Annotated in this window: 22 protein-coding genes; 14 read left to right on the top strand and 8 right to left on the bottom strand. The window is 74.2% G+C overall.

Going from position 1 to position 23,955, the window contains the following annotated elements:
• Positions 1-1,521 carry an APC family permease gene (locus AC6CH6_RS13225; RefSeq protein ID WP_109221836.1) on the top strand — a complete coding sequence of 507 codons (1,521 nt, stop codon included), beginning with the start codon at positions 1-3 and terminating at the stop codon, positions 1,519-1,521.
• A gap of 102 nt (positions 1,522-1,623) precedes the next feature.
• Here AC6CH6_RS13225 and AC6CH6_RS13230 read toward each other — a convergent pair whose 3' ends face one another.
• Positions 1,624-3,603: a M13 family metallopeptidase gene (locus AC6CH6_RS13230; RefSeq protein ID WP_498255474.1), complete on the bottom strand. Its 1,980-nt coding sequence runs from the start codon at positions 3,601-3,603 to the stop codon at positions 1,624-1,626.
• 148 nt (positions 3,604-3,751) lie between these two features.
• Positions 3,752-4,582 carry an ABC transporter substrate-binding protein gene (locus AC6CH6_RS13235; protein ID WP_498255475.1) on the bottom strand — a complete coding sequence of 277 codons (831 nt, stop codon included), beginning with the start codon at positions 4,580-4,582 and terminating at the stop codon, positions 3,752-3,754.
• 291 nt (positions 4,583-4,873) lie between these two features.
• On the opposite strand from AC6CH6_RS13235, the gene AC6CH6_RS13240 reads away from it, so the two are divergent.
• From AC6CH6_RS13240 to AC6CH6_RS13265, 6 genes are all read left to right on the top strand, one after another.
• Positions 4,874-5,251 (top strand): RNA-binding S4 domain-containing protein, encoded by a 378-nt coding sequence (locus AC6CH6_RS13240; RefSeq protein ID WP_017832942.1) that lies wholly within the window; start codon positions 4,874-4,876, stop codon positions 5,249-5,251.
• Positions 5,252-5,378: 127 nt separating this feature from the next.
• Positions 5,379-6,836, top strand: coding sequence for a benzaldehyde dehydrogenase (locus tag AC6CH6_RS13245; protein ID WP_498255476.1), 1,458 nt, complete (start codon positions 5,379-5,381; stop codon positions 6,834-6,836).
• 73 nt (positions 6,837-6,909) lie between these two features.
• Positions 6,910-8,262: an MATE family efflux transporter gene (locus AC6CH6_RS13250; RefSeq protein ID WP_498255477.1), complete on the top strand. Its 1,353-nt coding sequence runs from the start codon at positions 6,910-6,912 to the stop codon at positions 8,260-8,262.
• A gap of 50 nt (positions 8,263-8,312) precedes the next feature.
• A complete protein-coding gene (locus tag AC6CH6_RS13255) occupies positions 8,313-9,305 on the top strand; it encodes a universal stress protein (protein ID WP_498255478.1) in 993 nt (330 codons plus the stop codon).
• 39 nt (positions 9,306-9,344) lie between these two features.
• On the top strand, positions 9,345-10,238 hold the full coding sequence (locus AC6CH6_RS13260; RefSeq protein ID WP_498255479.1) for a universal stress protein: 894 nt from the start codon (positions 9,345-9,347) through the stop codon (positions 10,236-10,238).
• 135 nt (positions 10,239-10,373) lie between these two features.
• Positions 10,374-11,258 (top strand): TPM domain-containing protein, encoded by an 885-nt coding sequence (locus AC6CH6_RS13265; RefSeq protein ID WP_498255480.1) that lies wholly within the window; start codon positions 10,374-10,376, stop codon positions 11,256-11,258.
• Positions 11,259-11,283: 25 nt separating this feature from the next.
• Here AC6CH6_RS13265 and pdxT read toward each other — a convergent pair whose 3' ends face one another.
• Positions 11,284-11,886, bottom strand: a complete 603-nt coding sequence (gene pdxT, locus AC6CH6_RS13270) for a pyridoxal 5'-phosphate synthase glutaminase subunit PdxT (RefSeq protein ID WP_017832948.1) — start codon at positions 11,884-11,886, stop codon at positions 11,284-11,286.
• A complete protein-coding gene (gene pdxS, locus AC6CH6_RS13275) occupies positions 11,883-12,848 on the bottom strand; it encodes a pyridoxal 5'-phosphate synthase lyase subunit PdxS (RefSeq protein ID WP_276321298.1) in 966 nt (321 codons plus the stop codon). The genes pdxT and pdxS overlap by 4 nt, the downstream gene beginning before the upstream one ends.
• Before the next feature lie 93 nt (positions 12,849-12,941).
• Here pdxS and pdxR point away from each other — a divergent pair, with 93 nt between their 5' ends.
• The 4 genes from pdxR to AC6CH6_RS13295 all read left to right on the top strand — a co-directional run bounded on the left by pdxR (position 12,942) and on the right by AC6CH6_RS13295 (position 16,108).
• Entirely contained in the window at positions 12,942-14,492 is a 1,551-nt protein-coding gene (gene pdxR / locus AC6CH6_RS13280) for a MocR-like pyridoxine biosynthesis transcription factor PdxR (RefSeq protein WP_498255481.1), read from the top strand.
• Between the two features lie 67 nt (positions 14,493-14,559).
• Complete coding sequence (locus AC6CH6_RS13285; protein ID WP_017832951.1) at positions 14,560-15,150, top strand: DUF308 domain-containing protein; 591 nt, start codon at positions 14,560-14,562, stop codon at positions 15,148-15,150.
• A 60-nt stretch (positions 15,151-15,210) separates the two neighbouring features.
• Entirely contained in the window at positions 15,211-15,696 is a 486-nt protein-coding gene (locus AC6CH6_RS13290; RefSeq protein ID WP_498255482.1) for a hypothetical protein, read from the top strand.
• 220 nt (positions 15,697-15,916) lie between these two features.
• A complete protein-coding gene (locus tag AC6CH6_RS13295; RefSeq protein WP_498255483.1) occupies positions 15,917-16,108 on the top strand; it encodes a hypothetical protein in 192 nt (63 codons plus the stop codon).
• A gap of 83 nt (positions 16,109-16,191) precedes the next feature.
• On the opposite strand, the gene AC6CH6_RS13300 is transcribed toward AC6CH6_RS13295, so the two are convergent.
• From AC6CH6_RS13300 to AC6CH6_RS13310, 3 genes are read right to left on the bottom strand one after another with little or no spacing between them, the layout of a single operon-like run.
• Positions 16,192-18,489 carry a heavy metal translocating P-type ATPase gene (locus AC6CH6_RS13300; protein ID WP_498255484.1) on the bottom strand — a complete coding sequence of 766 codons (2,298 nt, stop codon included), beginning with the start codon at positions 18,487-18,489 and terminating at the stop codon, positions 16,192-16,194.
• Complete coding sequence (locus AC6CH6_RS13305; RefSeq protein ID WP_017832955.1) at positions 18,482-18,691, bottom strand: heavy-metal-associated domain-containing protein; 210 nt, start codon at positions 18,689-18,691, stop codon at positions 18,482-18,484. The genes AC6CH6_RS13300 and AC6CH6_RS13305 overlap by 8 nt, the downstream gene beginning before the upstream one ends.
• A gap of 44 nt (positions 18,692-18,735) precedes the next feature.
• Positions 18,736-19,047: a metal-sensitive transcriptional regulator gene (locus AC6CH6_RS13310; RefSeq protein ID WP_017832956.1), complete on the bottom strand. Its 312-nt coding sequence runs from the start codon at positions 19,045-19,047 to the stop codon at positions 18,736-18,738.
• A 98-nt stretch (positions 19,048-19,145) separates the two neighbouring features.
• On the opposite strand from AC6CH6_RS13310, the gene AC6CH6_RS13315 reads away from it, so the two are divergent.
• From AC6CH6_RS13315 to AC6CH6_RS13325, 3 genes are read left to right on the top strand one after another with little or no spacing between them, the layout of a single operon-like run.
• Positions 19,146-21,203 (top strand): glycoside hydrolase family 15 protein, encoded by a 2,058-nt coding sequence (locus tag AC6CH6_RS13315; RefSeq protein ID WP_498255485.1) that lies wholly within the window; start codon positions 19,146-19,148, stop codon positions 21,201-21,203.
• Positions 21,200-21,934, top strand: a complete 735-nt coding sequence (locus AC6CH6_RS13320) for an AzlC family ABC transporter permease (protein WP_498255486.1) — start codon at positions 21,200-21,202, stop codon at positions 21,932-21,934. Before AC6CH6_RS13315 ends, AC6CH6_RS13320 begins: the two co-directional genes overlap by 4 nt.
• Complete coding sequence (locus tag AC6CH6_RS13325) at positions 21,931-22,242, top strand: AzlD domain-containing protein (RefSeq protein WP_133408872.1); 312 nt, start codon at positions 21,931-21,933, stop codon at positions 22,240-22,242. The genes AC6CH6_RS13320 and AC6CH6_RS13325 overlap by 4 nt, the downstream gene beginning before the upstream one ends.
• A gap of 76 nt (positions 22,243-22,318) precedes the next feature.
• On the opposite strand, the gene AC6CH6_RS13330 is transcribed toward AC6CH6_RS13325, so the two are convergent.
• Positions 22,319-23,740: an FAD-binding oxidoreductase gene (locus AC6CH6_RS13330; RefSeq protein ID WP_498255487.1), complete on the bottom strand. Its 1,422-nt coding sequence runs from the start codon at positions 23,738-23,740 to the stop codon at positions 22,319-22,321.
• Between the last annotated feature and the right edge of the window lie 215 nt (positions 23,741-23,955).

A 23,955-nucleotide genomic window follows, 5' to 3' on the forward strand; every position in this document is an offset into this window, starting at 1 on the left:
ATGAGCGCTTCCGACATCGAGGCGCCGGCGCGCTCCGGCACCGACAAGGGCCTCAGCAAGGGCGCCGTGGGGCTGCTCGGCTCCGTGGTCATCGGCGTCTCCTGCATCGCCCCGGCCTACACCCTCTCCGCCGCCCTGGGCCCCACCGCCGCGGAGGTCGGCACCTCGCTGCCGGCGATCTTCCTGGTGGGCTTCATCCCCATGCTGCTCGTGGCCTTCGGCTACCAGCAGCTCAACCGGGCCATGCCGGACTCGGGCACCACCTTCACCTGGGGCTCCAAGGCCTTCGGGCCGTGGCTGGGCTGGATGGGCGGCTGGGGGCTGCTGGCCGCCACCATCCTGGTGCTCTCCAACCTCGCCGGCGTGGCCGTGGACTTCCTCTACCTCGCCCTCGCCCAGATCACCGGCAACGACGCCATCGCCGAGCTCACGCGCAACGTGCCCGTCAACGTGGCCACGTGCCTCGTGTTCGTGGCCCTGGCCGCCTGGATCTCGTACCGCGGGATGGAGACCACCAAGGCGTTCCAGTACGTGCTCGTGGCGTTCCAGGCGATCGTGCTCCTGTGGTTCTCGATCGCGGCCTTCGGCCACGTGGCCGCCGGCACCGCCTACGAGGGGCTGACCGTGCGCGCCGAGTGGTTCAACCCGTTCGGCGTGGAGTCCTTCTCCGCGTTCGCGGCGGGCGTGTCCCTGTCCGTGTTCATCTACTGGGGCTGGGACGTGGTGCTCACCATCAACGAGGAGACCAAGGGTTCGGCGACCACCCCGGGCAGGGCCGCCCTGACCACCATCTTCGTGATCGTGGCCCTCTACATGACCATCGCCCTCGCGGTGCTCACGTTCTCCGGGGTCTCCGACCAGGGGCTGGGGATGGGCAACGAGGAGATCCAGGAGAACATCTTCGCGGCCCTCGCGGGGCCCGTGATGGGCCCCTTCGCGATCCTGATGTCCCTCGCGGTGCTCTCCTCGTCGGCGGCGTCCCTGCAGTCCACGTTCGTCTCCCCGGCCCGCACGATGCTGGCCATGGGCTACTACGGCGCGCTGCCGGGGAAGTTCGCCCGGGTCACCCCGCGGTTCCAGACCCCGGGCTACGCGACGGTCGCGGCGGCCGTGATCTCCGCCGGCTTCTACGCCGTGATGCGCGTGGTCTCCGAGAACGTCCTCTGGGACACCATCACGACCCTCGGCATGATGGTCTGCTTCTACTACGGCGTCACCGCCCTGGCCTGCGTCTGGTACTTCCGCCGCGAGGCCTTCCGGGGGCCGAAGAACGCGTTCACCAAGTTCCTCGCGCCGCTGCTCGGGGGGATCCTGCTGCTCGTGTTCTTCGGGCAGACGGCCTACGACTCGATGGACCCGGACTACGGCTCCGGCTCGCAGATCGGCGGCGTGGGCCTCGTGTTCCTCCTGGGCGTGGGCATCCTGCTGCTCGGCGTCGCGATGATGCTCGTCCAGTACCGGCGCAACCCGGCCTTCTTCCGGGAGCGCTTCGAGACCACCGAGCTGCCGGTCCTGGACTAGCCGCTCTCTCCGCCCCTTCCCGGCCCGCGAGGTGGCACGTGTCGGCGACCCAGCTCGCTCCGGTCGCCGGCACGTGCAGCCTCGCGGCGGGGGAGGGGCCGGTCACCAGATGTTGACGCGCTCCTCCGCGGGCAGCCACAGGCCGTCGCCGGGGCGGGTGCCGAAGGTGTCGTGGAACGCGAACATGTTCTGCACCACCCGGTTGCAGCGGAACTCGTCCGGGGCGTGCGGGTCGGTGGCCAGCCGGTTGACCAGCTCCTGCTCCCGGGCGGTCGAGCGCCACAGCGCCGCGTAGGCGTAGAAGAAGCGCTCCGCGCCGGTCAGGCCGTCGAGCACCGGCGCGCTGTCCTGGTCCAGGCCCCGCTCGGCCAGGGACATCCGGTAGGCCACCAGGGCGATCTCCAGCCCGCCCAGGTCCCCGATGTTCTCGCCCACCGTGAAGGCCCCGCTGACGCGGTGCCGGGCCGGGTCCAGTCCGCGCGGCGTGCAGCCGTCGTACTGGGCGACGAGCGCGGCGGTGCGCCGGGCGAACTCCGCCCGGTCCTCGTCCGTCCACCAGTTCTCCAGGTGGCCCCGGGCGTCGTACTTGGCGCCCTGGTCGTCGAAGCCGTGGCCGATCTCGTGGCCGATCACGGAGCCGATCGCGCCGTAGCACACGGCGTCGTCGGCCTCGATGTCGAAGAACGGCGGCTGCAGGATGCCGGCGGGGAAGACCACCTCGTTGAGCACGGGGTGGAAGTAGGCGTTGACCCAGTGGGGGTAGAGGAACCACTCGCCGCGGTCCACGGGGGTGCCCATCTTCCCGACGGTGCGGTCGTGCTCCAGCGCCAGCCCCGCCCGCACGTTGCCGAGCAGGTCCTCGGGGTCCGGCTCCAGGGAGGAGTAGTCCCGCCAGGTCTCCGGGTAGCCGACCTTGACCGTGAACGTGGACAGCTTCTCCAGGGCGCGGGCCCGGGTGGCCTCCGACATCCACTCGAGCCGCGAGATCCGCTCCCGGTACGCGGCCAGCAGGTGCGCCACGAGCTGCTCCACCCGGGCCTTGTGCGCCGGCGGGAACCACCGGGCCACGTACTCGCGCGCCACGTCGTCGCCGAGGATCCGGGTGACCAGGAACTCGGCCCGCTTCCAGCGCTCACGGGGGCGGGTGATCCCGGACAGGGCGGTGCTGTAGAAGCGGAAGTTCTCCTCGACGAACGGCCGGGGCAGGAACGGGGCGCGCTTGGACACGATCCGCCACGACTGCCAGATCCGGATCTGCTCCTCGGACCACTCCTGCCACAGCCGGCCCAGCTGCGCCACGAAGGAGGGCTGGCGCACGATGACCCGGTCGAAGATCCCCGCGCCGCGCTCCGGGGCGGTGCCCTCGAGCCACGCCGTCCACGGGAAGCCGGGTGCCATGGCCTCCAGGCCGGCCACGTCCACAGGGTTGTACATCTCCTCGACGTCCCGTGCGGAGACGGTGTCCCAGTGGGCGGCGGCGAGCTGCGTCTCCATGGCGAGCACGGTCGCCGCGGCGTCCCCGGCGGGAACGCCCCAGCGGGCCGGCAGGCCCGCGAGCTCGAGCATCGCCGCGACGTGGGCGGTGAACGCCGTGCGCAGCCGCTCGTGCTGCGGGTCCGTGTAGTAGCTGTCCGTGGGCAGGGACAGCCCGTCCTGGCGCAGGAAGAAGGAGTAGCGGGAGGAGTCCCGGGAGTCGTTCTCCACGAAGAAGGACAGCGGCCCGTCCACGCCGGTGCGGTGCAGGGCGGCCGAGGCGCGGGCGAGCCCCTCCCGGCCCCGGGCGGCGTCGAGCACCGCGAGGTCCGGGGCCAGGGCGGCCAGGCCGCGGCGCTCGATCTGCGCCTCGTCGAGGAAGGACCGGTACAGCGCCCCCATCCGCGACCCGGGGGGCGCCTCCTGCACGATCTCGTGCACCCGCTGCGTGTTCCGGTCGGTGAGGATCGCGGAGGCGCCGTCGAACGCGCGGTCGTCCGGCAGCTCGTGCGCCTCGATCCAGCCGCCGTTGACGTGGCGGTACAGGTCGTCCTGCGGGCGGACGCCGGGATGGACGTGCTGCAGCTCGAGGCCGGAGGCGGTGGTCACGGGAGCTTCCCCTGTCGTCGTGGCGGGGCGGAGGGCGCGGGGGCGTCCGCCCGGCTCCAGCCTACGGACGACGGCGCCGTGGCCCGCTTCGCGCGGGCCACGGCGTCCGTGCTGCTCGTCACACCCGTGGACCGGGGGCGACGACGGGTCAGCTCGCGGCCGGCTCCGGGCTCGCGGACCCTGCCGCCTCGTCGGCGCCCAGCCACTCGGCCTCGAGCTCCTCGAGGGAGCCGTCCTCCTGCATGGCCGCCAGCGTCTCGTTGACCTGGTCCAGCAGGGCCGTGTTGCCGGTCTTGACCGCCAGGCCCAGCTGCTCCCCGGTCTCGATCTCCTCGACCAGCTGCAGCTCGGGGTTGTCCTCGATCGCGGGGCCGGTCACGGAGATGTTGCCGAGCGCGGCCTCGACGTCGTCGGTGTTGAGCCCCTGGATCATCAGCGAGGAGGTCTCGTACTGGACCACGTCCGCGCCGTTGTCCTGGGCGTAGGCCTCCCCGGTGGTGGCCTGCTGCACGCCGATGCGCTTGCCCGCGATGTCCGCCACGGAGCGGATGTCCGAGCCGGGCGCGACCAGGAGGGCGAGGTTGTCGTCGAGGTACGGCTCGGAGAAGTCCATCACCGACTCGCGCTCCTCGGTGATCGTCATGCCGGACGCGGCGAGGTCGCACTGGTCGGTGTCCAGCGCGGAGCCCGTCTCGATGGCCTCGAAGGGCGTGGTGATGACGTTCGACTCCACACCGAGGTCCTGCGCGATCCGGTCGACCAGGTCGATGTCGAAGCCCACGGTCTCGCCGTTCTCGACGTACTCGAAGGGGGCGTAGGGGATGTCCGAGCAGACCGTGAGGGTGCCGGAGCTGATCAGGCTCAGCTCGCCCTCGCCGGCGGCGTCCCCGCCGTCGTCGGTGCTCGTGCACGCGCTCAGGGCCAGCGCGGAGACGGCCAGCACGGACAGGGTCGCTGCCCCGTGGAACCTGCTCTTCATGGATCTGTCCTTCCCTCGGGAGGTGGCGGGCCGCCGTCGGCTGCACGGCGTCGTGCCCGGTGCACGGCCCGCCGGTGAATGTGCCTCAGTGTAGGTGTTCGCGCGTTGCCGGGATGTTGCACACCACTGGTCGGTAGTCAATTCATTGTCCCCACTCCGGGCGACACCTCCGGTGCGGCGCGCCCGGGCGGCCGCGGCGGAGCCGGCCGGCGTCGGCCGTGCTCGGCGGATTCGGCACAATGGCCCCATGACCCGCACCGAGGACCAGTGCCGCAGCGACCGGGGCGCGCGATGACCGCGCCGCAGGCCCCCGCGAGCGTGCGCGTGGACGTGTGGCTGTGGGCGGTGCGCGTGTTCAAGACCCGCTCCGCCGCCACGGCCGCGTGCCGTGCCGGCCACGTGAAGATCGACGGCACCTCGGTCAAGGCCGCCCAGCCGGTGCGGCCCGGCCAGCGGGTGGCCGTGCGCCGTCCCGGTCACGAACAGGTCCTGGAGGTGGTGCAGCTGCTGACCAAGCGCGTCGGGGCGCCGGTCGCCGCGAAGGCCTACGTCGACCACAGCCCGCCCCCGCCCCCGGCGCTGCACGCCGCGGTCCCGCGGCGGGACCGCGGCACCGGGCGGCCCACCAAGAAGGACCGCCGGGAGATGGACCGCCTCCGGGGGCTGTGACGGCGCCCGCGCGGCGTTCCGTGCGCGCTCCCAGGAAGGCGCAGAATAATCCGCACTGCACGTGTGCCGTGGGTCACCCCGCCGTCCGGCGGTCCGACCCGCGGCCGGAACCCGAGGAGTTCGACCCATGGCACTGCTGGACACAACGGTGTGGACCGGAAAGATCTACGTCAACGGATGGCGCGACGGCCGCGGCGGCACCGAGGACGTCACGAACCCGTCGACGGATGAGACGCTGGGGCAGATCGGCTTCGCCTCCCCCGAGGACGTGTACGAGGCGGCCGAGAAGGCCGCGGCGGCCCAGAAGGAGTGGGCGGCGCTGAAGCCCTCCGAGCGCGCCGCGGTGCTGCGCCGCGCCGGCCTGCTGTTCGAGGAGCACGCCGAGGAGGTCATGGACTGGGTGGTCCGGGAGACCGGGGCGATCCAGCCCAAGGCCGGGCTGGAGGCCTCGGTCGCGGCCGCGGAGTGCTACGAGTCCTCGGCGCTGCCGAGCCACCCGCACGGGGAGTACCTCCCCTCCGACGCCCCGCACTGGTCGCTGTCCCGCCGGGTGCCGGTCGGGGTGGTCTCGGTGATCTCGCCGTTCAACTTCCCGCTGATCCTCTCGATCCGCTCCGTGGCCCCCGCCCTGGCCCTGGGCAACGCGGTGCTGCTCAAGCCGGACCCCCGCACCTCGGTCACCGGCGGCGCGCTCATCATGCGCGTCTTCGAGGAGGCCGGGCTGCCGCCCGGCGTCCTGCAGCTGCTGCCCGGCGGCGGTGACGTCGGGGCCGCCACGGTCGAGGCCCCGCACGTGAGCGTCGTGTCCTTCACCGGGTCCACGGCCGCCGGCCGGCACGTGGGCGCCGCGGCGGCGCAGCACCTCAAGCGCGCCCACCTCGAGCTGGGCGGCAACAACGTGGTCATCGTCCTGCCCGGCGCGGACGTGGACCTGGCCGCGGGGGTCGGGGCGATGGGCTCCTTCTTCCACCAGGGACAGATCTGCATGACCACCGGGCGCCACCTGGTGCACGAGGACCTGCACGACGAGTACGTGGACAAGCTCGCGGCGAAGGCGGAGGCCCTGGTGGTCGGGGACCCCTCCGGCGGACCCGTGCACCTCGGCCCGATCATCGACGAGCGCCAGCTCAAGGCCATCGACGCGATCGTGCAGGAGACCGCCATCGCCGGCGCCCGGGTGGTGGCCGGGGGGTCCCACGAGGGCCTGTTCTACCGGCCCACGGTGCTCTCCGAGCTGACCCACGAGATGACGGCCTGGAAGGACGAGATCTTCGGGCCGGTGGCGCCCGTGATGAAGGTGTCCAGCGCGGAGGAGGCGGTGGAGTTCGCCAACGCCTCCGAGTACGGGCTCTCGGTGTCCATCGTCGGGGACGTCGGCGAGGCCATGAAGATCGCCGACAGGATCCGCTCCGGCAAGATCCACATCAACGAGATGACGGTCGCCGACGAGGCCAACGCCCCCTTCGGCGGCATGGGCGCCTCCGGCACCGGCTCCCGGTTCGGCGGGCCGACCGCCAACATCGACGCGTTCACCGAGACGCAGTGGATCACGATCAGCCCGGACGTCCCGCACTACCCCTTCTGAGCACCGCTGATCCCGGGCCGCGCCCCGTCCGGTTGAGGCCGCGGGGGCGGGAGGTCGTCGGTAGCCTGGACCGGTGACGACGACCTCCCGCCCCCGCGGCCTCAACCGGCAGATCCTGGCCCTGGCCGTCCCCGCCTTCGGGGCGCTCGTGGCCGAGCCGCTGTTCCTGCTGGCGGACTCCGCGATCGTCGGCCACCTCGGCACCCCCCAGCTCGCCGGCGTGGGCGTGGCCGCGGCCGTCCTGCAGACGGTCGTGGGGCTCATGGTCTTCCTCGCCTACAGCACCACCCCTGCGGTGGCCCGGCACCTCGGGGCGGGCCGGCTCCAGGAGGCCGTGGCGGTGGGCCGGGACGGGCTGTGGGTGGCCGCGGGGTTCGGCCTGCTCCTGTCCGCGGCGGGCTGGGCGCTGGGCCGGCCGCTGCTGGCGCTGATGGGCGCGCGTGGCGAGGTCCTGGAGCACGCCGTCGTCTACCTGCACTGGTCCCTGCCCGGACTGACCGCCATGCTCCTGGTGCTCGCGGCCACCGGTGTGCTCCGCGGCCTCCAGGACACCAGGACCCCGCTGCTCATCGCCGGGGTCGGGGCCGCGGCCAACGCGGGGCTCAACCTCCTGCTCGTGCACGGGGCGGGCCTGGGGGTGGTCGGCGCGGCGATCGGCACGAGCGCCGTGCAGTGGGCCATGGCCCTGGCGTACCTGCGGATCCTCCGCCGGCTCGCCCGCGAGCACGGCGTGGGGCCCGCGACCACGTGGCCCCGGCTGCGCTCGCACCTCACCGTGGGCTCCTGGCTCATGCTGCGCACCGTCTCCCTGCGGGTCGCGATCCTCGCGACCGTCCTGGTGGTCACGGGACAGGGCGCCCAGAACCTCGCCGCGCACCAGCTCGTGATGACGTTCTTCAACTTCCTGGCCTACGCCCTCGACGCCCTCGCCATCGCGGCGCAGGCACTGCTGGGCCGGGACATGGGGGCGCGGGACGTGACCGATCCCGTGCAGCGGCGGGCGGTCCGGGCCCTCATGAACCGGCTGGTCCTGTGGGGGCTCGGCTTCGGCGTGGTCACGGGCCTCCTGGTGGCCCTGGTCGGCACGCGACTGGGGTTCCTGCTCAGCCCCGATCCCGCGGTGCAGGCCCTGTTCGCGGCGGCCCTGCTGGTGGTGGCGGTCGGCCAGCCGCTGGCCGCGTACGTCTTCGTCCTGGACGGGGTGCTCATCGGGGCCGGGGACGCCCGCTACCTGGCGGTGGCCGGGGTGCTCAACCTGGCGGTCTACGCCCCGCTGCTGCTGCTCGTGGCGCACTCCGCCGGGACGGGGACCGGAGGGTTCGTGTGGCTGTGGACCGCCTACGCTGGCGGCTACCTGGGCGCCCGGGCCCTGACCCTGGGGCTGCGGGCCCGCGGCGACTCCTGGCTGCTCCGGAACGCACGGTAACAACCCGGAGCGCACCCGGTGTTGTGGGGTGGATCACCTACGATGCAGACATGAACAGTGATCCTCGCGCAGAGAACCAGCCCACCGCCGACTCCGGGCACAACGTCGTGCTCGTCGGCATCGACGGATCCGACCAGGCCCGCCACGCTCTCGAGCGCGCCCTCGAGGAGGCCCGCGTTCAGGACCTGACCGTGCGCCTGCTCGGCGCCTACCCGGTCATCGGGGTCGGGGACCCCGGCCTCGAGATGCGGTTCACCGAGGCCGTGATGAAGGAGAACGCCGGCCACCTGGCCGAGGCCCGGCAGACCGTGGAGCAGGCGGGACTGCCCGTCGAGGTCGTGGAGGCGGGCGGGGACGCCGCCAAGGCCGTCGTGGAGCAGTCGGGCGAGGCCGCGCTCGTGGTCATGGGCAAGCGCGGTCGCGGCGGCGCGCTGCGCGGCCGGCTGGGCTCGGTGTCCGCGGCGGTCGCCGCGCACGCGAAGTGCCCGGTCATCATCGTCCCCGAGGCCGCCGAGAGCCGGAGCCCCGAACGGCACCCCGAGCGGCGCGGCGGCAGCGCGGGCGACTTCGCGCTCGAGGCCGACGGGCCGGTCAAGGCCGACCAGATCGACTTCACCGGCCGGGTGGTCGTGGGCCTGGACGCCCTCGGCTCCCGCAGCCCGGCGCTGGGCAAGGCCGTGGCCTACGCCCAGGAGCACGGCAAGGCCCTCGCGCTGGTCTCCGTGAACGGCGCCCTCTCCGGCACGCCCTCCTGGTTCCAGGACGAGTTCAACCAGGCCCGGTACTTCCACGAGGCGGACCAGAAGCTCACCCAGATCTCCGACGAGATCGCCGCGCAGCACCCCGAGCTGACGGTCGAGCACCACATCTTCGTGGGCCGACCCGCCCGCATCCTGATGAACGCCACGCACTCCGCGGACATGGTCGTGGTGGGCTCCCGCGGCATCGGCGGCTTCCGGGGGCTGCTGCTCGGCTCGGTCTCCCAAGCGGTGCTGGAGAATGCCACCGGCCCGGTCATGGTGGTGCCCGCGCACCGCCCCTGAGCACCCCACCCCCACGGCGAGACCAGGAGGCAGCACCCCGTGACGGAACAGATCGTCGTCGGCTACGACGGCTCCGAGAACAGCGAACGGGCCCTGGACTGGGCGATCCAGGAGGCCGGCACCCTCGCCGGCGAGCTCAGGGTGGTGGTCTCCATGGGCCGGCCCGTCGCCGTGGACCCCAGTCTCTACGGGCCGTTCCTGGAGGCGATCGAGGAGGAGGCGGACAAGGTCGCCGCCGCCGCCGTCACCCGGGCCCGGGACGCCGGCGTCACCGCGGTCGCAGTCGTCGAGCGCGGTGACGCGGCCGGGGTGCTGGTGCACGAGTCGGAGGACGCCGCGTCCCTGGTGCTCGGCCGCCGGGGCCGGCGCGGGGTGCGCGGCCGCCTCGGATCGGTCACCGCCGCGGCGGCGGCGCACGCGAAGTGCCCCGTGATCGTCCTCCCGGACCGCTGGGACCCGCGGGAACGGGGCGCCCGCGGCGCGACCGGCCCCTTCGCGGGCCGCGTGGTGGTCGGCGTGGACCGGCTCGGCCGGGACAACCCGGCCGTCCTGGCGGCCGGGCGGTACGCCGCACGGCACGGCGCGGGCCTGGCGCTGGTCACCGTGGTGCCGGAGGCGCTGAGCATGCCGACGGGCTCCGCGGACCTGGACCGGGCCGTGCGCGAGCAGCTCACCGGGCCCGCCCGGTCCCTCGTGGACCAGGTGGCGGAGTCGGTCCGGGAGGACCACCCGGAGCTGGACGTCGAGACGTTCGTCTTCTCCGGCCAGCCGGCGGACCAGCTCGTGGAGGCCGGGCGGTCGGCGGAGCTCGTGGTGGTCGGCAGCCGCGGCTACGGCGGGTTCCGCGGGCTGCTCATGGGCTCCGTCTCCCAGGCCGTGCTGCAGGAGGGCGAGGGCCCCGTGATGGTGGTCCCGACCCGCCGGAAGAGCTGACCCGTCCGCCCGCAGGAGGAGCCCCCGGCCGTCCAGGACCGGGGGCTCCTCCTGTGGGCGGATCCGCCGACCGGTGCCGGCGGGCCATCCTGGGGAGGAGCCCGCGGAGCGCCCGCGGGCGGACGGGAGCACACCGTGGACCGCAGAGCACTCACCGCGACCGCCCTGGCCCTCGCCGCGCTCACCGGGTGCTCGGGCGGGGCGGCGGACCCGGTGGAGGTCCCCGCCCGGCCGGCCGGGTCCAACGTCCTGGACTCCGCCGGCGTCCTGACGGACGCGCAGGAGCAGGAGCTCGACGCCCTGATCGAGGACCGCGGTGCCGGCACGGACGCCGCACGCGTCGCCGTGCTCACGGTGGAGGAGGCTACCGGGTCGATCGAGGACTACGCCCGCGAGGTCGCCACCGCCTGGGAGGTGGGCGACGCCGGGGCGGACAACGGCGTGCTCGTGGTCGCCGCCACCGGGGACCGGGAGCTGCGGATCGAGACCGCGGACGGGGTGCGCGAGCGGTTCTCGGACGACGAGGCGGAACGCGTGGTGGAGGACGTGCTGGCGCCGGCCTTCGCGGACGAGCGCTACGCGCAGGGACTCGGCGAGGCCGTCGAGCAGATCCACGTCTACGCGCAGGGCGGGGAGCCGCCGCAGGAGCCCTTCGACTGGGCCCTGCTCGGCTGGGTCGCGGGCGGCTTCGGCCTGGTCGGCGTGCTGGTGGCGTGGTGGATCGCCGCGGACCTCCGCCGCCGGCGCCGGATCGCCGACGAGGAGCTGCGGGCGGCCCGGCAGCGCGACCCGGAGCTGCGGCTCACCGAGGCGCAGCACGCGGCGTACCGGACGTACCGCTACCACCACCGCAAGCCGGATGCCGTCACGAACCCGGCCGTGTGGCTCCCGCTCTACCTGGCCAACCCGGGGCTGTACTCCGGCGGCTCGGGCGGAGGCACGAGCGGTGACGGGCAGGGCGGCTCCTCGTTCGGCGGGGGCGGCGGCTTCACCGGCGGCGGGGCGTCCGGCAGCTACTGAGCCGCCCCGCACGGGGCGGGGCGGCTCAGGCGGGGAGGCCGCGCCGGGCGGCCACGAGGGAGAGCAGGTGCCGGTGCACCGTGGTCTCCCCGGTCAGCTCGGGATGGAACGAGATGCCGACGACGGCGCCGCTCGCCACCGCGACCACCTCGCCGCGGTGCCGGGCGAGGACCTCGACGCCCTCGCCGACGCGGGTCACCGCGGGGGCGCGGATGAAGGCCGCGCGCACCACGTCCCCGCCGCGGCCCCACGCGAGCACGACCTCCTCGGAGGCCGTCTGGGGTCCGAACGCGTTGCGGGCCACGGTGACGTCCAGGACCTCGAGGGTCTGCTGGCCGGGGGCGGGGTCCTCGATGCCGGACGCGAGCAGGATGAGGCCGGCGCACGTGCCCAGCGTGGGCAGGCCGCCGAGCACGGCGTCCCGCAGCGGCTCCCGCAGCCCGAACAGGCGCAGCAGCCGGTCCACGGTGGAGGACTCCCCGCCGGGCAGGACGATCGCGTCCAGCCCGGCGAGCTGCTCGGCCGTCTTCACGAGCACGGGCTCGGCGCCCAGCTCCCGCAGCATCGCGGCGTGCTCGGCGACCCCGCCCTGGAGGGCGAGGACGCCCACGCGGGGCGCGGAACTCACCAGCCGCGCTCCGCGAGCCGGTGCGGGGCCGGGAGGTCGCCCACGTTGATGCCGACCATCGCCTCGCCGAGCCCGCGGGAGGCCTCGGCGATCTTCTCGGGGTCGTCGAAGTAGGCGGTGGCCTTCACGATGGCCTGCGCCCGGGCCGCGGGGTTGCCGGACTTGAAGATCCCGGAGCCCACGAACACGCCGTCGGCGCCGAGCTGCATCATCATGGCGGCGTCCGCGGGGGTGGCCACGCCGCCGGCGGTGAACAGCACGACCGGCAGCTTCCCGGTGCGGGCGACCTCGAGGACGATGTCGTAGGAGGCCGCGAGCTCCTTCGCCTTCACGTAGAGGGCGTCGGGGGAGATCCGGTAGAGGGCCTGCAGCTCGGCGATCTGCCCGCGGATGGTGCGGATGTGCTTGGTGGCCTCGGAGACGTCGCCGGTGCCGGCCTCACCCTTCGAGCGGATCATCGCGGCGCCCTCGGCGAGCCGGCGCAGGGCCTCGCCCAGGTTGGTGGCCCCGCACACGAACGGGACGGTGAAGCGCTGCTTGTCGATGTGGTTGACGTAGTCGGCGGGGGAGAGGACCTCCGACTCGTCGATGTAGTCGACCTTCAGGTGCTCGAGCACCTGCGCCTCCACGAAGTGGCCGATGCGCACCTTCGCCATGACGGGGATGGAGACGGCGGCCTGGATGCCCTCGATCAGGTCGGGGTCGGACATGCGGGCCACGCCGCCCTGCGCGCGGATGTCGGCCGGCACGCGCTCGAGGGCCATCACGGCCACGGCGCCGGCGTCCTCGGCGATGCGGGCCTGCTCGGCGGTGACGACGTCCATGATGACGCCGCCCTTGAGCATGTCGGCGAGGCCGCGCTTGACGAGCGGGGAGCCGGTCAGCGGGGTCGCGTCCGAGGCGGTGGGGCGGGTGGCGCCGCCGGCGGGGTTCTGGGCATGGGCGGTCTGCAGATCGGTCATGGAGTCCATCCTGCGGCCGGAAGTGGTCCACCGACAGGTCCACCATCGATAGAATCTGTTGGACCACAGGAATTCCGGGGAGAGGAGCGGACCGTGCGGCACCCCCACGACGTCGAGCTGCCCGTGCACGTGGACCGGGCCGATCCCGCCCCGCTGCCCGCCCAGCTCGTCCAGCAGCTGCGGGACCTGGTGGTCTCCGGGGCCCTGCGCCCGGGGGACGCGCTGCCCTCCACGCGCGGGCTCGCCGCCCGGCTGGGGATCTCGCGCGGTTCCGTGGTCACCGCCTACGACCAGCTCCACGGCGAGGGCTATCTGCACGCCACCAACGGGGCCACCGTGGTCCACCCCGACCTGGCCCGCTCCCGCACGGAGCCCCCGGCGGCCCGGCCCGGCCCCCGCCCGGCCGCGGCGCCGCGGCGCCGGACCCGGGAGCGGCCCATGATCGACCTCACGCCCGGCCGGCCCGACACCGGACGGCTGGCCACCCCGCAGTGGCGCGCCGCGTGGCGGGACGCCGCGGCCGCCGCCGGCACGGGGGCGCCCCCGCCCCAGGGCTCGGAGCCGCTGCGCGAGCAGATCGCCGAGCACCTGCGGCTGATGCGCGGCGTGGTCCGGGACCCCGAGGACCTCTTCGTCACGGCGGGCGCCCGGGACGGGCTCCAGCTGCTGCTCGCGGTGCTCGGCGGCCACGCGGGCCGCGGACTGCGCGTCGCCGTCGAGGACCCCGGCTACCCCTCGCTGCGCCGGGTGCCGGAGCGGCTCGGCCACGAGGTGCTGCCGGTGCCGATCGACGACCAGGGCCTCGACCCCGCCCGGCTGCCGTCCGGGGCGTGGGCCGGCCCGGGGGAGTGGGAGATCGAGCGGCCCCCGGACGCCGTGATCGTCACCCCCAGCCACCAGTACCCCCTCGGGGCGTCGATGCCCGCCGCCCGCAGGCTCGAGCTGCTCGGCTGGGCGCGCGCCCACGACGCACTGATCGTGGAGGACGACTACGACTCCGAGCTGCGCTACGTGGGCGAGCCGCTGCCCGCGCTGTCCTCCCTCGACCACGCCCCGGGCGCCGTCCCGGAGCCCCCCGCCCCCGGCCGGCTGCTCGGCGCCGGCGGCCACGTGGCCACGCTGGGCTCGTTCACCAAGGTCCTCGCGCCCGGGTTGGGGGTCGGCTACCTGCTGGCCCCGCCCGCCCTCCGGGAGGACCTGCTGCGGCTGCGCACGGACCTCGGCAACCCGGCTTCCGCGGTCGCCCAGGACGCCATGGCCCGCTTCCTGGCCGAGGGCGGCCTGCGCCGGCACACCGCCCGGATGCGGCGGGAGTACCGGCGCCGGCGGGACCTGCTCACCGCCGCCCTCGCCGGGGTCCACGGGGTGCGGGCCGTGCCCATGGACGGTGGGCTGCACGCCGTCCTCGAGTTCACCGGGGAGGTGCCGCTGGCGGAGCAGGACGTCGTGGACCGGGCCGCGGCCGCGGGTGTGCGGGTGGCGGCGCTGGGCTCGTACTGGGCGCACGGCGCGGGGGGCGGCCGCCGCGGCGTCGTCGTCGGCTTCGGTGCCACCGGTGCGGCCCCGGAGGGGGATGCCCTGCCGGACGCCCTCGCGGTCCTGGCCCGGGTGCTCTCCGCGCCCGGCCACGCACACGGTCGCTAGACTGGCCGGTGCCCCGCGGGCCTCCCCGCCGGGGCCCTCCCGCGAGCACGTTCCCGAAAGGCGCACCGTGAACCCCGACCCGAGCACCGGCATCCACCGCGACCTGTTCGCGCCCACGCTGCTGCGCGCGCTCGTGGCGCTGGTGTTCGGCGCCGTGACCGTGTTCTGGCAGGAGCCGACGCTGCCCGTGGTGGCCTGGGGTGTGGGGCTGTACCTCGTGCTCACGGGCGCGGCGAGCGTGCTCCTGCAGCTGCGCCTCAACGGCAACGACCACGTGGACATGGGCCCCACCCGGCAGATCCCGCAGTCCTACGGCGTGCTGTACCTCCTGGGCGGGGTCTTCACGATCCTCGGCGCCGACACCCCCGCGTGGCTCGTGGTCTACGCGGCGTCCATCATGGGCCTGGCCGGGCTCACGGAGCTGGCGCTCGGGCTGAAGTTCCGCACGACCTTCCCGCTGGGCCGCGACTGGACCATCGCCGGGCTGGTCACGGTCCTCGCCGCCACCGGTCTCGTGCTCGTGGTGGACCTCGGCCCCAAGGCGCTCTTCGGGGTGGTGGGGGCCGCCGCGGTGGTCATCGGCGTCACCCACCTGCTGGCCGCCCTCACGCTCCGGCACGAGGACCGCCGGGGACGGGCCCCCGCCGGGACCGCGTAGACTGGGCTACCGCACGGCAGGCCCCGGCCCGCCGGGGACATCAGCTCACGAGGAGGACCAGTGGCACAGCGCAAGGGCTCGAGAGGCGGCTTCCGGGCCGACGTCAAGGGCCCCCTGATCCTGTCCGCCGTGCTCGCGGCGATCGCGTTCGTCGCCGTGGGCATCTTCGCCAGCGGCGGCACGGACAACGCCCTGCGCCTGGACCTCGCCTTCATCGCCGCCGGCATCGCGTTCATCGTGACGCTCGTGATCAGCGCCACGCTGATGATCGTCGAGAAGCCCAACGACCCCCACCTCGGCGCGGGCACGGGCGTCAACCGCTCCTCGGCCAAGCTCTACGCCGAGGCCCGGGCCCGGCGGCAGGCCGCCGCGCGGCCCCCCGGCGAGGCCGAGTTCGGCCAGCGCGTCCGGCCCGACACCGAGGGCGAGGACCTCCTCGGCCGCCGCCCCGCCGACGGCCGCCGCCCCGCCGACGGCCGCCGCCCCGCCGACGGCCCCGCCCCGGCGGACGGCCCGGACGACGACGGCCCCGCCCCGCGCGCCTGAGCATCCCGCCCGCCCGAGGCCCCGGAACGAGCCGGACCCCCGCTCGTTCGGGGGTCCCGCTCGTTCCCGGGCCCTGTGCGCTCCGCGCCCGCTCCCAGGAGGGACCCGCTCCGGTGGACAGCCCTGTCGCGTCCGGCCGGGCGCTGGGTAGATTGGGACGGCACCTGAGCAGCAGGGCCCGAACCCGCGCCCTGCTCGAGACCGGACGACGGGAACCAGCATGAGCCAGCAGCCGGAACCGCCCACCGAGGGCGACGAGGAGTTCGAGCGCAAGGTCCAGCAGCGGATGGCCGACCAGCAGGAGGACGGCACCGACCAGGACCCCACGGACGTGGCCCAGGAGGACCACAAGTCCGAGGTGCCCGAGCTCGAGGAGAACGAGGAGAGCCCGGTCGACCCGGGCTCCGTCTGACCCCGGAGCAGCGCCTGACGGAACGCACGACGCCCCGGGAAGGGCCAAGGGTCCTTCCCGGGGCGTCGTCGCGTCCGGTGAGCTCAGCGGCCGAAGCTCCGCAGCCGCAGGGAGTTCAGCACCACGAACACGGAGCTGAAGGCCATGGCGGCACCCGCGATCACGGGGTTGAGCAGTCCCGCGGCGGCCACGGGGATGGCCACCGTGTTGTAGGCGAAGGCCCAGAACAGGTTCGACTTGATGATCGACAGGGTCCGGCGGGACAGGGCGATGGCCGTGGGCACCGACCCGACGTCGCTGCGCACCACCGTGATGTCCGCGGCCTCGATCGCCGCGTCCGTGCCGGCGCCCATCGCGATCCCGAGGTCGGCCTGCGCCAGGGCCGCGGCGTCGTTGACCCCGTCGCCCACCATGGCGACCACGCGGCCGTCGTCCTGGAGGTCGCGGACCACCGCGACCTTGCCCTCCGGGCTGACGTCGGCGATGACGTCCTCGGCGGCGATGCCGGCCTCCGCTGCGACGGCCCGGGCCACGGGCTCGTTGTCGCCGGTCAGCAGCATGGGCCGCAGACCCAGCTCCTTGAGCCGGGCGACCGCCTCGCGGGCGTCGTCCTTGACGGTGTCGCGCAGGTCGACGAAGCCGACGAGGGCCCCGTCGACGGCCACGAGGATCGTGGTGAACCCGCCCTCCTGGGCGCGGCGCAGCGCGTCGAGCTGGGCGCCGTCCAGGCGCACGCCGTTCTCGGACAGCCACGTGGTGCGCCCGACCACCACCGAGCGGGAGTGCATCCCGTCCGCCACGTGCGCGCGGACGCCGCCGCCGGGGGCCGAGACGAACCCGGAGACCGGGAACCGGTGCGGGGTGGCCGCGGCCACCGCCCGCGCGATGGGGTGCTCGGAGTGCTGCTCCACGGTGGCCGCGAGGTCCAGCACCTGGTCCCGGGAGTACCCGGACACGGGCGTCACGGCCGCCACGGAGAGCTGCCCGCTCGTGACGGTGCCCGTCTTGTCCAGCACCACGGTGTCCACGGTGCGGGTGTCCTCGAGCACCTCGGCGCCCTTGATCAGGATGCCCAGCTGCGCGCCGCGCCCCGTGCCGGTGAGCAGGGCCGTGGGGGTGGCCAGGCCGAGGGCACAGGGGCAGGCGATCACGAGCACGGAGACCGCGGCCACGAAGGACGCGTTCACGTCCCCGGTCAGCAGGAGCCAGCCGGCCAGCGTGGCGAGGGCGATCACCAGGACGACCGGGACGAAGACCCCGGAGATCCGGTCGGCCAGCCGTGCCACGGGGGCCTTGCTCGCCTGCGCCCGGGACACCATCCGGCCCATCTGGGCCAGGGTGGTGTCGGCGCCCACTCGGGTCGCCTCGACCAGCAGCCGGCCGTTGGTGTTGATCGTGGCGCCGGTGACGGTGTCGCCGACCTCCACCTCCACCGGGAGGGACTCGCCGGTGAGCAGGGACGTGTCCACGGCCGAGCGGCCGTCCACGACCACGCCGTCGGCGGCGATCTTCTCGCCGGGGCGCACGACGACCAGGTCCCCGGGGCGCAGGTGCTCCGCGGGCACGTTCGTCTCCACGCCGTCCCGCAGGACCACCGCGTCCTTCGCGCCGAGCTCCAGCAGCGCGCGCAGCGCCTCGCCGGAGCGGGCCTTCGCCCGGGCCTCCAGGTAGCGGCCCAGCAGCAGGAACGCGGTGACCAGGGCGCCGGTCTCGAAGTAGAGCTGGTGCCCGCTCATGTCCATCGCGTGGCCGAGCATCGCGCCGGCCGTCATGCCGGGCTCGCGCAGCAGGTTCCACAGCGAGAACAGGTACGCGGCGGACACGCCCAGGGACACGAGGGTGTCCATGGTGGAGGTCAGGTGCCGGGCGTTGACCGCCGCCGAGCGGTGGAACGGCCACGCCGCCCACGTCACGACCGGCAGGCTCAGGACCGCGACCACCCAGCCCCAGTGCGGGAACTGGAAGCCGGGCAGCATCGAGATCACGAACACCGGGAGGGAGAGCGCGGCCGCCACGAGGAGACGCCGGCGCAGGGACTCGGGCGAGCGCAGCGAGGACGCCTCGCGCCCGGCGACCCGGGTCATGGCGTCGGAGCCGTCCGGACCACCGGCGTCGTCGACCCCGGGCGCGTTCTTGAGAACGGCCCCGTACCCGGCCTTCTCGACCGTCTCGACGACCTGCTCGTCGCTCACGCCCGCGGGGACGTGGACGGTGGCGGTCTCGAGGGCGAGGTTGACGGAGGCGTCGACGCCGTCGAGCCTGCCCAGCTTCTTCTCGACCCGGCTGACGCACGAGGAGCACGTCATGCCCGTGATCTCGAGCTCGAGGGTGCGCAGGGGCCCGGCGACCTCGGTGGGGACGGGCGTGCGGGTCTCAGGCAACGGTGTACCCCGCTTCCTCGACGGCCTCCTCGATCTCGGCCGCCGACAGCTCGCGGGTGGACGTCACGACCACGGGGGAGACCCCGCCGGCCACGAGGTCGACGTCGACGGACTCGACGCCCTCCAGCTCGGTGAGCTCCTCGGTGACGGACCTGACGCAGTGGCCGCAGGTCATTCCGGAAACGTTGACGGTGGTCTGCACGATGGGCTCCTCGGGGTTTCGGTGGGGTGGTTCAGCGGGGTGGGTCAGCTCTTGAGCAGGCGCGCGATGGCCGCGGACGCCTCCTGGAGCTTGTCGTCGACGCTCGTGACGTCCCCGGACTCCTGGGCGGCCTCGACGGCGCCCACGACGCAGTGGCTCAGGTGCTCGTCCAGCAGGCCCAGGCTCACGGCCTTGAGGGCCGACTGGATTGCGGAGATCTGGGTGAGGACGTCGATGCAGTACTTGTCCTCCTCGACCATCCGGTGGATGCCCCGGACCTGGCCCTCGATGCGCCGCAGGCGCTTGAGGTACGCGTCCTTGTCCTGGGTGTACCCGTGCGGCGGGGTCTGGGTCATGGGTCCTCCTCGGTCGTCCTGCAGTCACTGTATACCCCTTGGGGGTATAGCTCAAGCGGCCGGTCCGCCGCGGTCCGGCGATGTGCCAATCTTGAGGCATGGCTTCACTGATCGAGGACTACGCCCTGCTCTCGAACATGCGCACGGGTCCGCTCGTCTCCCGCACCGGGTCCATCGACTGGTTGTGCGCGCCCCGGTTCGACTCCCCCTCGGTCTTCGGCGCCCTGCTCGGGGAGCCCGACCACGGGCGGTGGCTGCTCGCCCCCGCGTGCACGGTCGCGGAGGGGGCCGATGGCGAGGTCCTCGACGAGGAGGACAGCGGCGCACAGGTCGCCGAGCGGTTCTACGTGGAGAACACGTTCGTGCTGCAGACCGTGTGGGTCACCGATTCGGGGTCCGTGCGCGTGACCGACTTCCTCCCGCTGACCTCCCGCACGGACGTGGTCCGCCGCGTCGAGGGCCTCACCGGCGAGGTCGAGATGTACCACGAGCTGCGGGTGCGCTTCGGCTACGGCGCCGTGGTCCCCTGGGTCAGCCGCTTCGAGGGGGAGGAGGACCCCGGCGGCGGCGACCCCGCGCCCCCCATGCTCGTGGCCATGGCGGGCCCGGACGCCCTCGTCCTGCGCGGTGAGCCCCTCCCCGAGTCCACGGACGACGACGACGAGCGCCGCCACCGCGGGACCTTCACCGTCTCCGCCGGCCAGGCACGGGACTTCGTCCTCACGCACTTCCCGTCCCACCGCACGCCCCCGGCGCCGGTCGACGTCAACGAGCAGCTGACCCGGACCGTGGAGCTGTGGCAGGACTGGTCCGGGCTGTACTCCCCGCCGGCCGTCGGGGAGGACGAGCCGGTGCACATCGTCCCGGTCCGCGGCCACGCCGTGGCCCGGCGCTCGGACGTGGTCCGGCGCTCGCTGCTCGTGGTGCGGGCGCTGATGCACCAGGAGACGGGCGGGCTCGTGGCCGCCCCCACCACGTCCCTGCCGGACGTGGTGGGCGGGGAGCGCAACTGGGACCACCGCTTCGCCTGGCTACGGGACGCCGCGATGGCCCTCGAGGTCATGCTCGACCACGACCACGACCGCGAGGCCGCCCAGCTGCGCAACTGGCTGCTGCGCGCCGTGGCGGGCGACCCGCACGACCTGCAGAACATCTACGGGGTCGCGGGGGAGCGCCGCGGGCGCGAGCACCAGCTCGACCTGCCCGGCTACGAGCGCTCCCGGCCGGTCCGCGAGGGCAACGGCGCCGCGGGCCAGCACCAGGCGGACGCCGTGGGGCACGTCATGGTGGTGTTCGAGAAGCTCCGCCGGCGCGGCGCCGTGGAGGACCACCTCTCCTGGCCCCTGCAGCAGGCGATGCTGCGCTCGGTCGTGGAGAACTACGAGGTCACGGACCAGGGCCTCTGGGAGATGCGGGGCGAACGGCAGTACTACACGCACTCGCGCGTGCTGATGTGGGCGGCGCTCCAGTGCGGCGTGGACGCCGTGCGCGTGCACGGCCTGCCCGGCGACGCGCAGCTGTGGGAGCAGCTGCGGGACGCGCTCGCGGAGGAGATCTGGACCAGCGGCTACGACCCCGAGGTCGGCTCCTTCGTGCAGTACTACGGGGCGAAGACCGTGGACGCCTCCCTGCTCCAGCTGCCGCAGGTGGGGTTCGTGGCCTACGACGACGAGCGGATGCTCGGCACCGTGCGGCGGATCGAGGAGGAGCTGCGGCACCCCAGCGGGCTCATCCACCGCTACCGCAACGTCCTGGGCCCGGTGGACCCCGAGGACCCCGACGCGTACGCCGGGGTCATCGGGGTGGACGGCTTCCCGGGCCAGGACAACCCGCACCTCGGCGCGTCCCTGTGGCTCGCAACCCAGTACGCGCGCTCGGGCCGCCTGGACAGTGCCCGGAAGCTCGTGGACTCCGTGCTGTCCCGCGCCAACGACCTCGGGCTGCTCTCCACCGAGTGGTCGCCCGAGCAGCGGCGGATGACCGGCAACTTCCCGCAGACCTTCACCCACCTCGCCCTCGTCCAGGCCCTGGACGCCCTCGACGCCGCGCAGGGGCGCCGCGCCCCGGCGGCGCCGCACGAGAGCCCGGCCGAGACCCCGGATGCGGCCGGGGCGGGCACGGGCGGGTCGTCCGCCGTCGCCGGCGGCGCCTCGTGAGCCACGCGGCTCCCGTCGACTGGCGGTCCTCGCCGGCGGTCCGGATCGGGCTGTCCGTGTCCGCGGCCACCGGGCTGTACGGCATCTCCTTCGGCGCCCTGTCCGTGGCGGCGGGACTGACCTTCTGGCAGACCGTCGCCCTGTCCGCGCTCATGTTCACGGGCGGCTCCCAGTTCGCCTTCATCGGCGTGGTCTCGGGCGGAGGGGCAGGGGCCTCGGCGCTGGGCGCGGCCACGCTGCTCGGGATCCGCAACGCCGTCTACGGGATGAGCATGAACGCCCTCGTCCGCCCGCGGGGCTGGCGCCGGCTCCTCGCCGCGCACGTGACCATCGACGAGTCCAACGCGGCCGCGTCCTCCCAGGTCCACCCCGTCGAGGAGCGGCGGGGCTTCTGGACCGCGGGCCTGGGCGTGTTCGTGCTCTGGAACCTGTTCACCGTGCTGGGCGCCCTGCTGGGCAACGCCCTCGGCGATCCCGCGCGGTGGGGCCTGGACGGCGCCGCGGTGGCGGCGTTCCTGGGCCTGCTGTGGCCGCGGCTGAGCGCCCGGGAGCCCGTGGTGGTCGCGGTGGTCTGCGGCCTCGTCACGGCCCTGACGATCCCCGTGCTGCCGGCGGGCCTGCCGATCCTCGTGGCCGCCGTGGTCGCGGCGTTCCTGGGCCGCTCCCGCGGTCCCGGGCCGGCCCCGTCCGGTGCGGCATCCGGCCCCGGCGCCAAGGGGGCGGGGGCGTGAGCATGTGGTTCTGGGTGCTCGGGGCGTGCGCGCTCGCCTACGCACTGAAGCTCGTCGGCTACCTCGTGCCGGACCGGGTGCTGGACGACCCGCGCGTCGGGCGCATGGCCGGCACCGTCACCGTGGGCCTGCTCGCCGCGCTCGTGGTCATGAACGCGTTCGGCTCCGGCCAGGAGCTGGTGCTGGACGCCCGGCTGGGCGCGCTGCTCGTGGCGGGAGCGGCCCTGATGCTGCGGGCCCCGTTCCTGCTGGTGGTGGTGCTGGGGGCGGTCGCGGCGGCCGTGCTCCGGCTGCTCGGCGCGCCCTGACGCCTCGCTGCGGGGGCCCCGGCGTTCGACCGCTGCCCCCGACGCCGCCGGTGTGGCCGGCGTACCACGCCTCCCGTCAGGCGACGCTCGGCAGGATGTTGTGGTTGAGCCGGAACAGGTTGCCCGGGTCGTAGCGGTTCTTCAGCTCGACCAGACGCCGGTGCGTCCGCTCCCCGTAGGCCTGACGGGCGGTCTCGGGCGTGACGGGGCCGTGCTCGGCGCCGAGGAAGTTCACGTACAGGCCGGCGTCGGCGAACGGTTCCACGGCGGCGTGGGCCTTCCGGGCGAACGCCGTGAGGCGGGCGTCGTCGGCGGCGTCCGGCCAGTAGCCGTAGACGTTGAGCCAGTACCGCGCGGACCGGTTGGGGAAGGCGGTGGCGCCGGCGGGCACCCGCCCGAAGAACCCCTCCATGTGGTGGATGTCGATGCCCGTGCCGAACCAGGTGATCTCCGAGGCCGCGCCGAGCAGGGCGTCGACCACCTCGTCGTCGAGACGGGAGAACGAGGCGTTCTTCCAGTAGCCGCGGGCCCCCTTCGGGAAGAGCTCGTCCATGGCCGACTGCCACTCGGTCCACTGCACCGGGCCGACCTCCTCCTCGTCCGGCGGGGCGTCGGCCCGCAGCCGGTCGACCAGGCGCAGGCCCTCGGCGTGGTCGGGCAACATCCAGGCGAAGGCGATGATCAGCCAGGGCTCGTCGCCCATCTCGAAGCTGGGCGGCAGCCGGAGGATCGAGATGATGCCGTTCATCTCGTCCGGCAGGTCGTCGGTCCAGCGGGCGAAGGCCTGCAGGGCCGCGCGCCAGTGCTCGCGCCGGTAGAACAGGTTCCCGCCCAGCACGGACGCGGGCAGCTCCCTGGCCCGGAACGTGAAGGACGTCACGACGCCGAAGTTCCCCCCGCCGCCGCGGATCCCCCAGAACAGGTCCGGGTTGTGCTCCGCGTTGGCGTGCAGGTGCTCCCGGGTCCCGGTGATCACCTCGGCGTCCACGAGGTTGTCGAGGCTCAGGCCGTTGCTGCGCGTCAGCCAGCCGACGCCCCCGCCCACGGTCAGGCCCGCGACCCCGGTGGCGCTCACCACGCCGAGGGGCACCGCGAGCCCGTGCGGGACGGTCGCGCGGTCGACGTCGGCCAGGGTGGCGCCCGGCTCCACGGTCACGCGCCGGGTCCCCGGGTCCACCTCGACCCGCCGCAGCGCGCCGAGGTCCAGGACGAGCCCGCCCTCCACGGTGCCGTGGCCGGCCACGTTGTGCCCGCCGCCGCGGACCGCCAGCGGCAGGCCCGTGTGCTGCGCGGCGGCCAGCACCGGGTCGATGTCGGACACGGCGCCGGCCTGCACGACCGCGCGGGGCCGCACGTCGACCATGCCGTTCCAGACCCGTCTCGCCTCGTCGTAGAGCGGGTCGTCGGGCTCGACCAGCGTCCCGGTGAGATGGGTGCGCAGCTTCTCGAGCTCTCGGGCGATCTCCTGGTCGTGCTCCCCGCGGTCCACGGCATTCATGGGGCTGGCTTCCTGTGGGCGGGGGCGCGCGCCCCCGGGCTGCTGCTCGTGCTCGGCGGCGGTGCGCGGACCGTCGTCGGCGATGCCGGAAGGGTCACGGGCGGACTCGGAGCGGTCCGGGCGCTCGGCCCCGCCGGGGCTGGAGTTCCGGTGCGGGGGGATGCGGAACGGCGCGCAGTGGTGCTGTCTCCAGGGTAGGAGCGTCCCCGGCCCGG

Source organism: Kocuria sp. GQ42, from assembly GCF_059758435.1.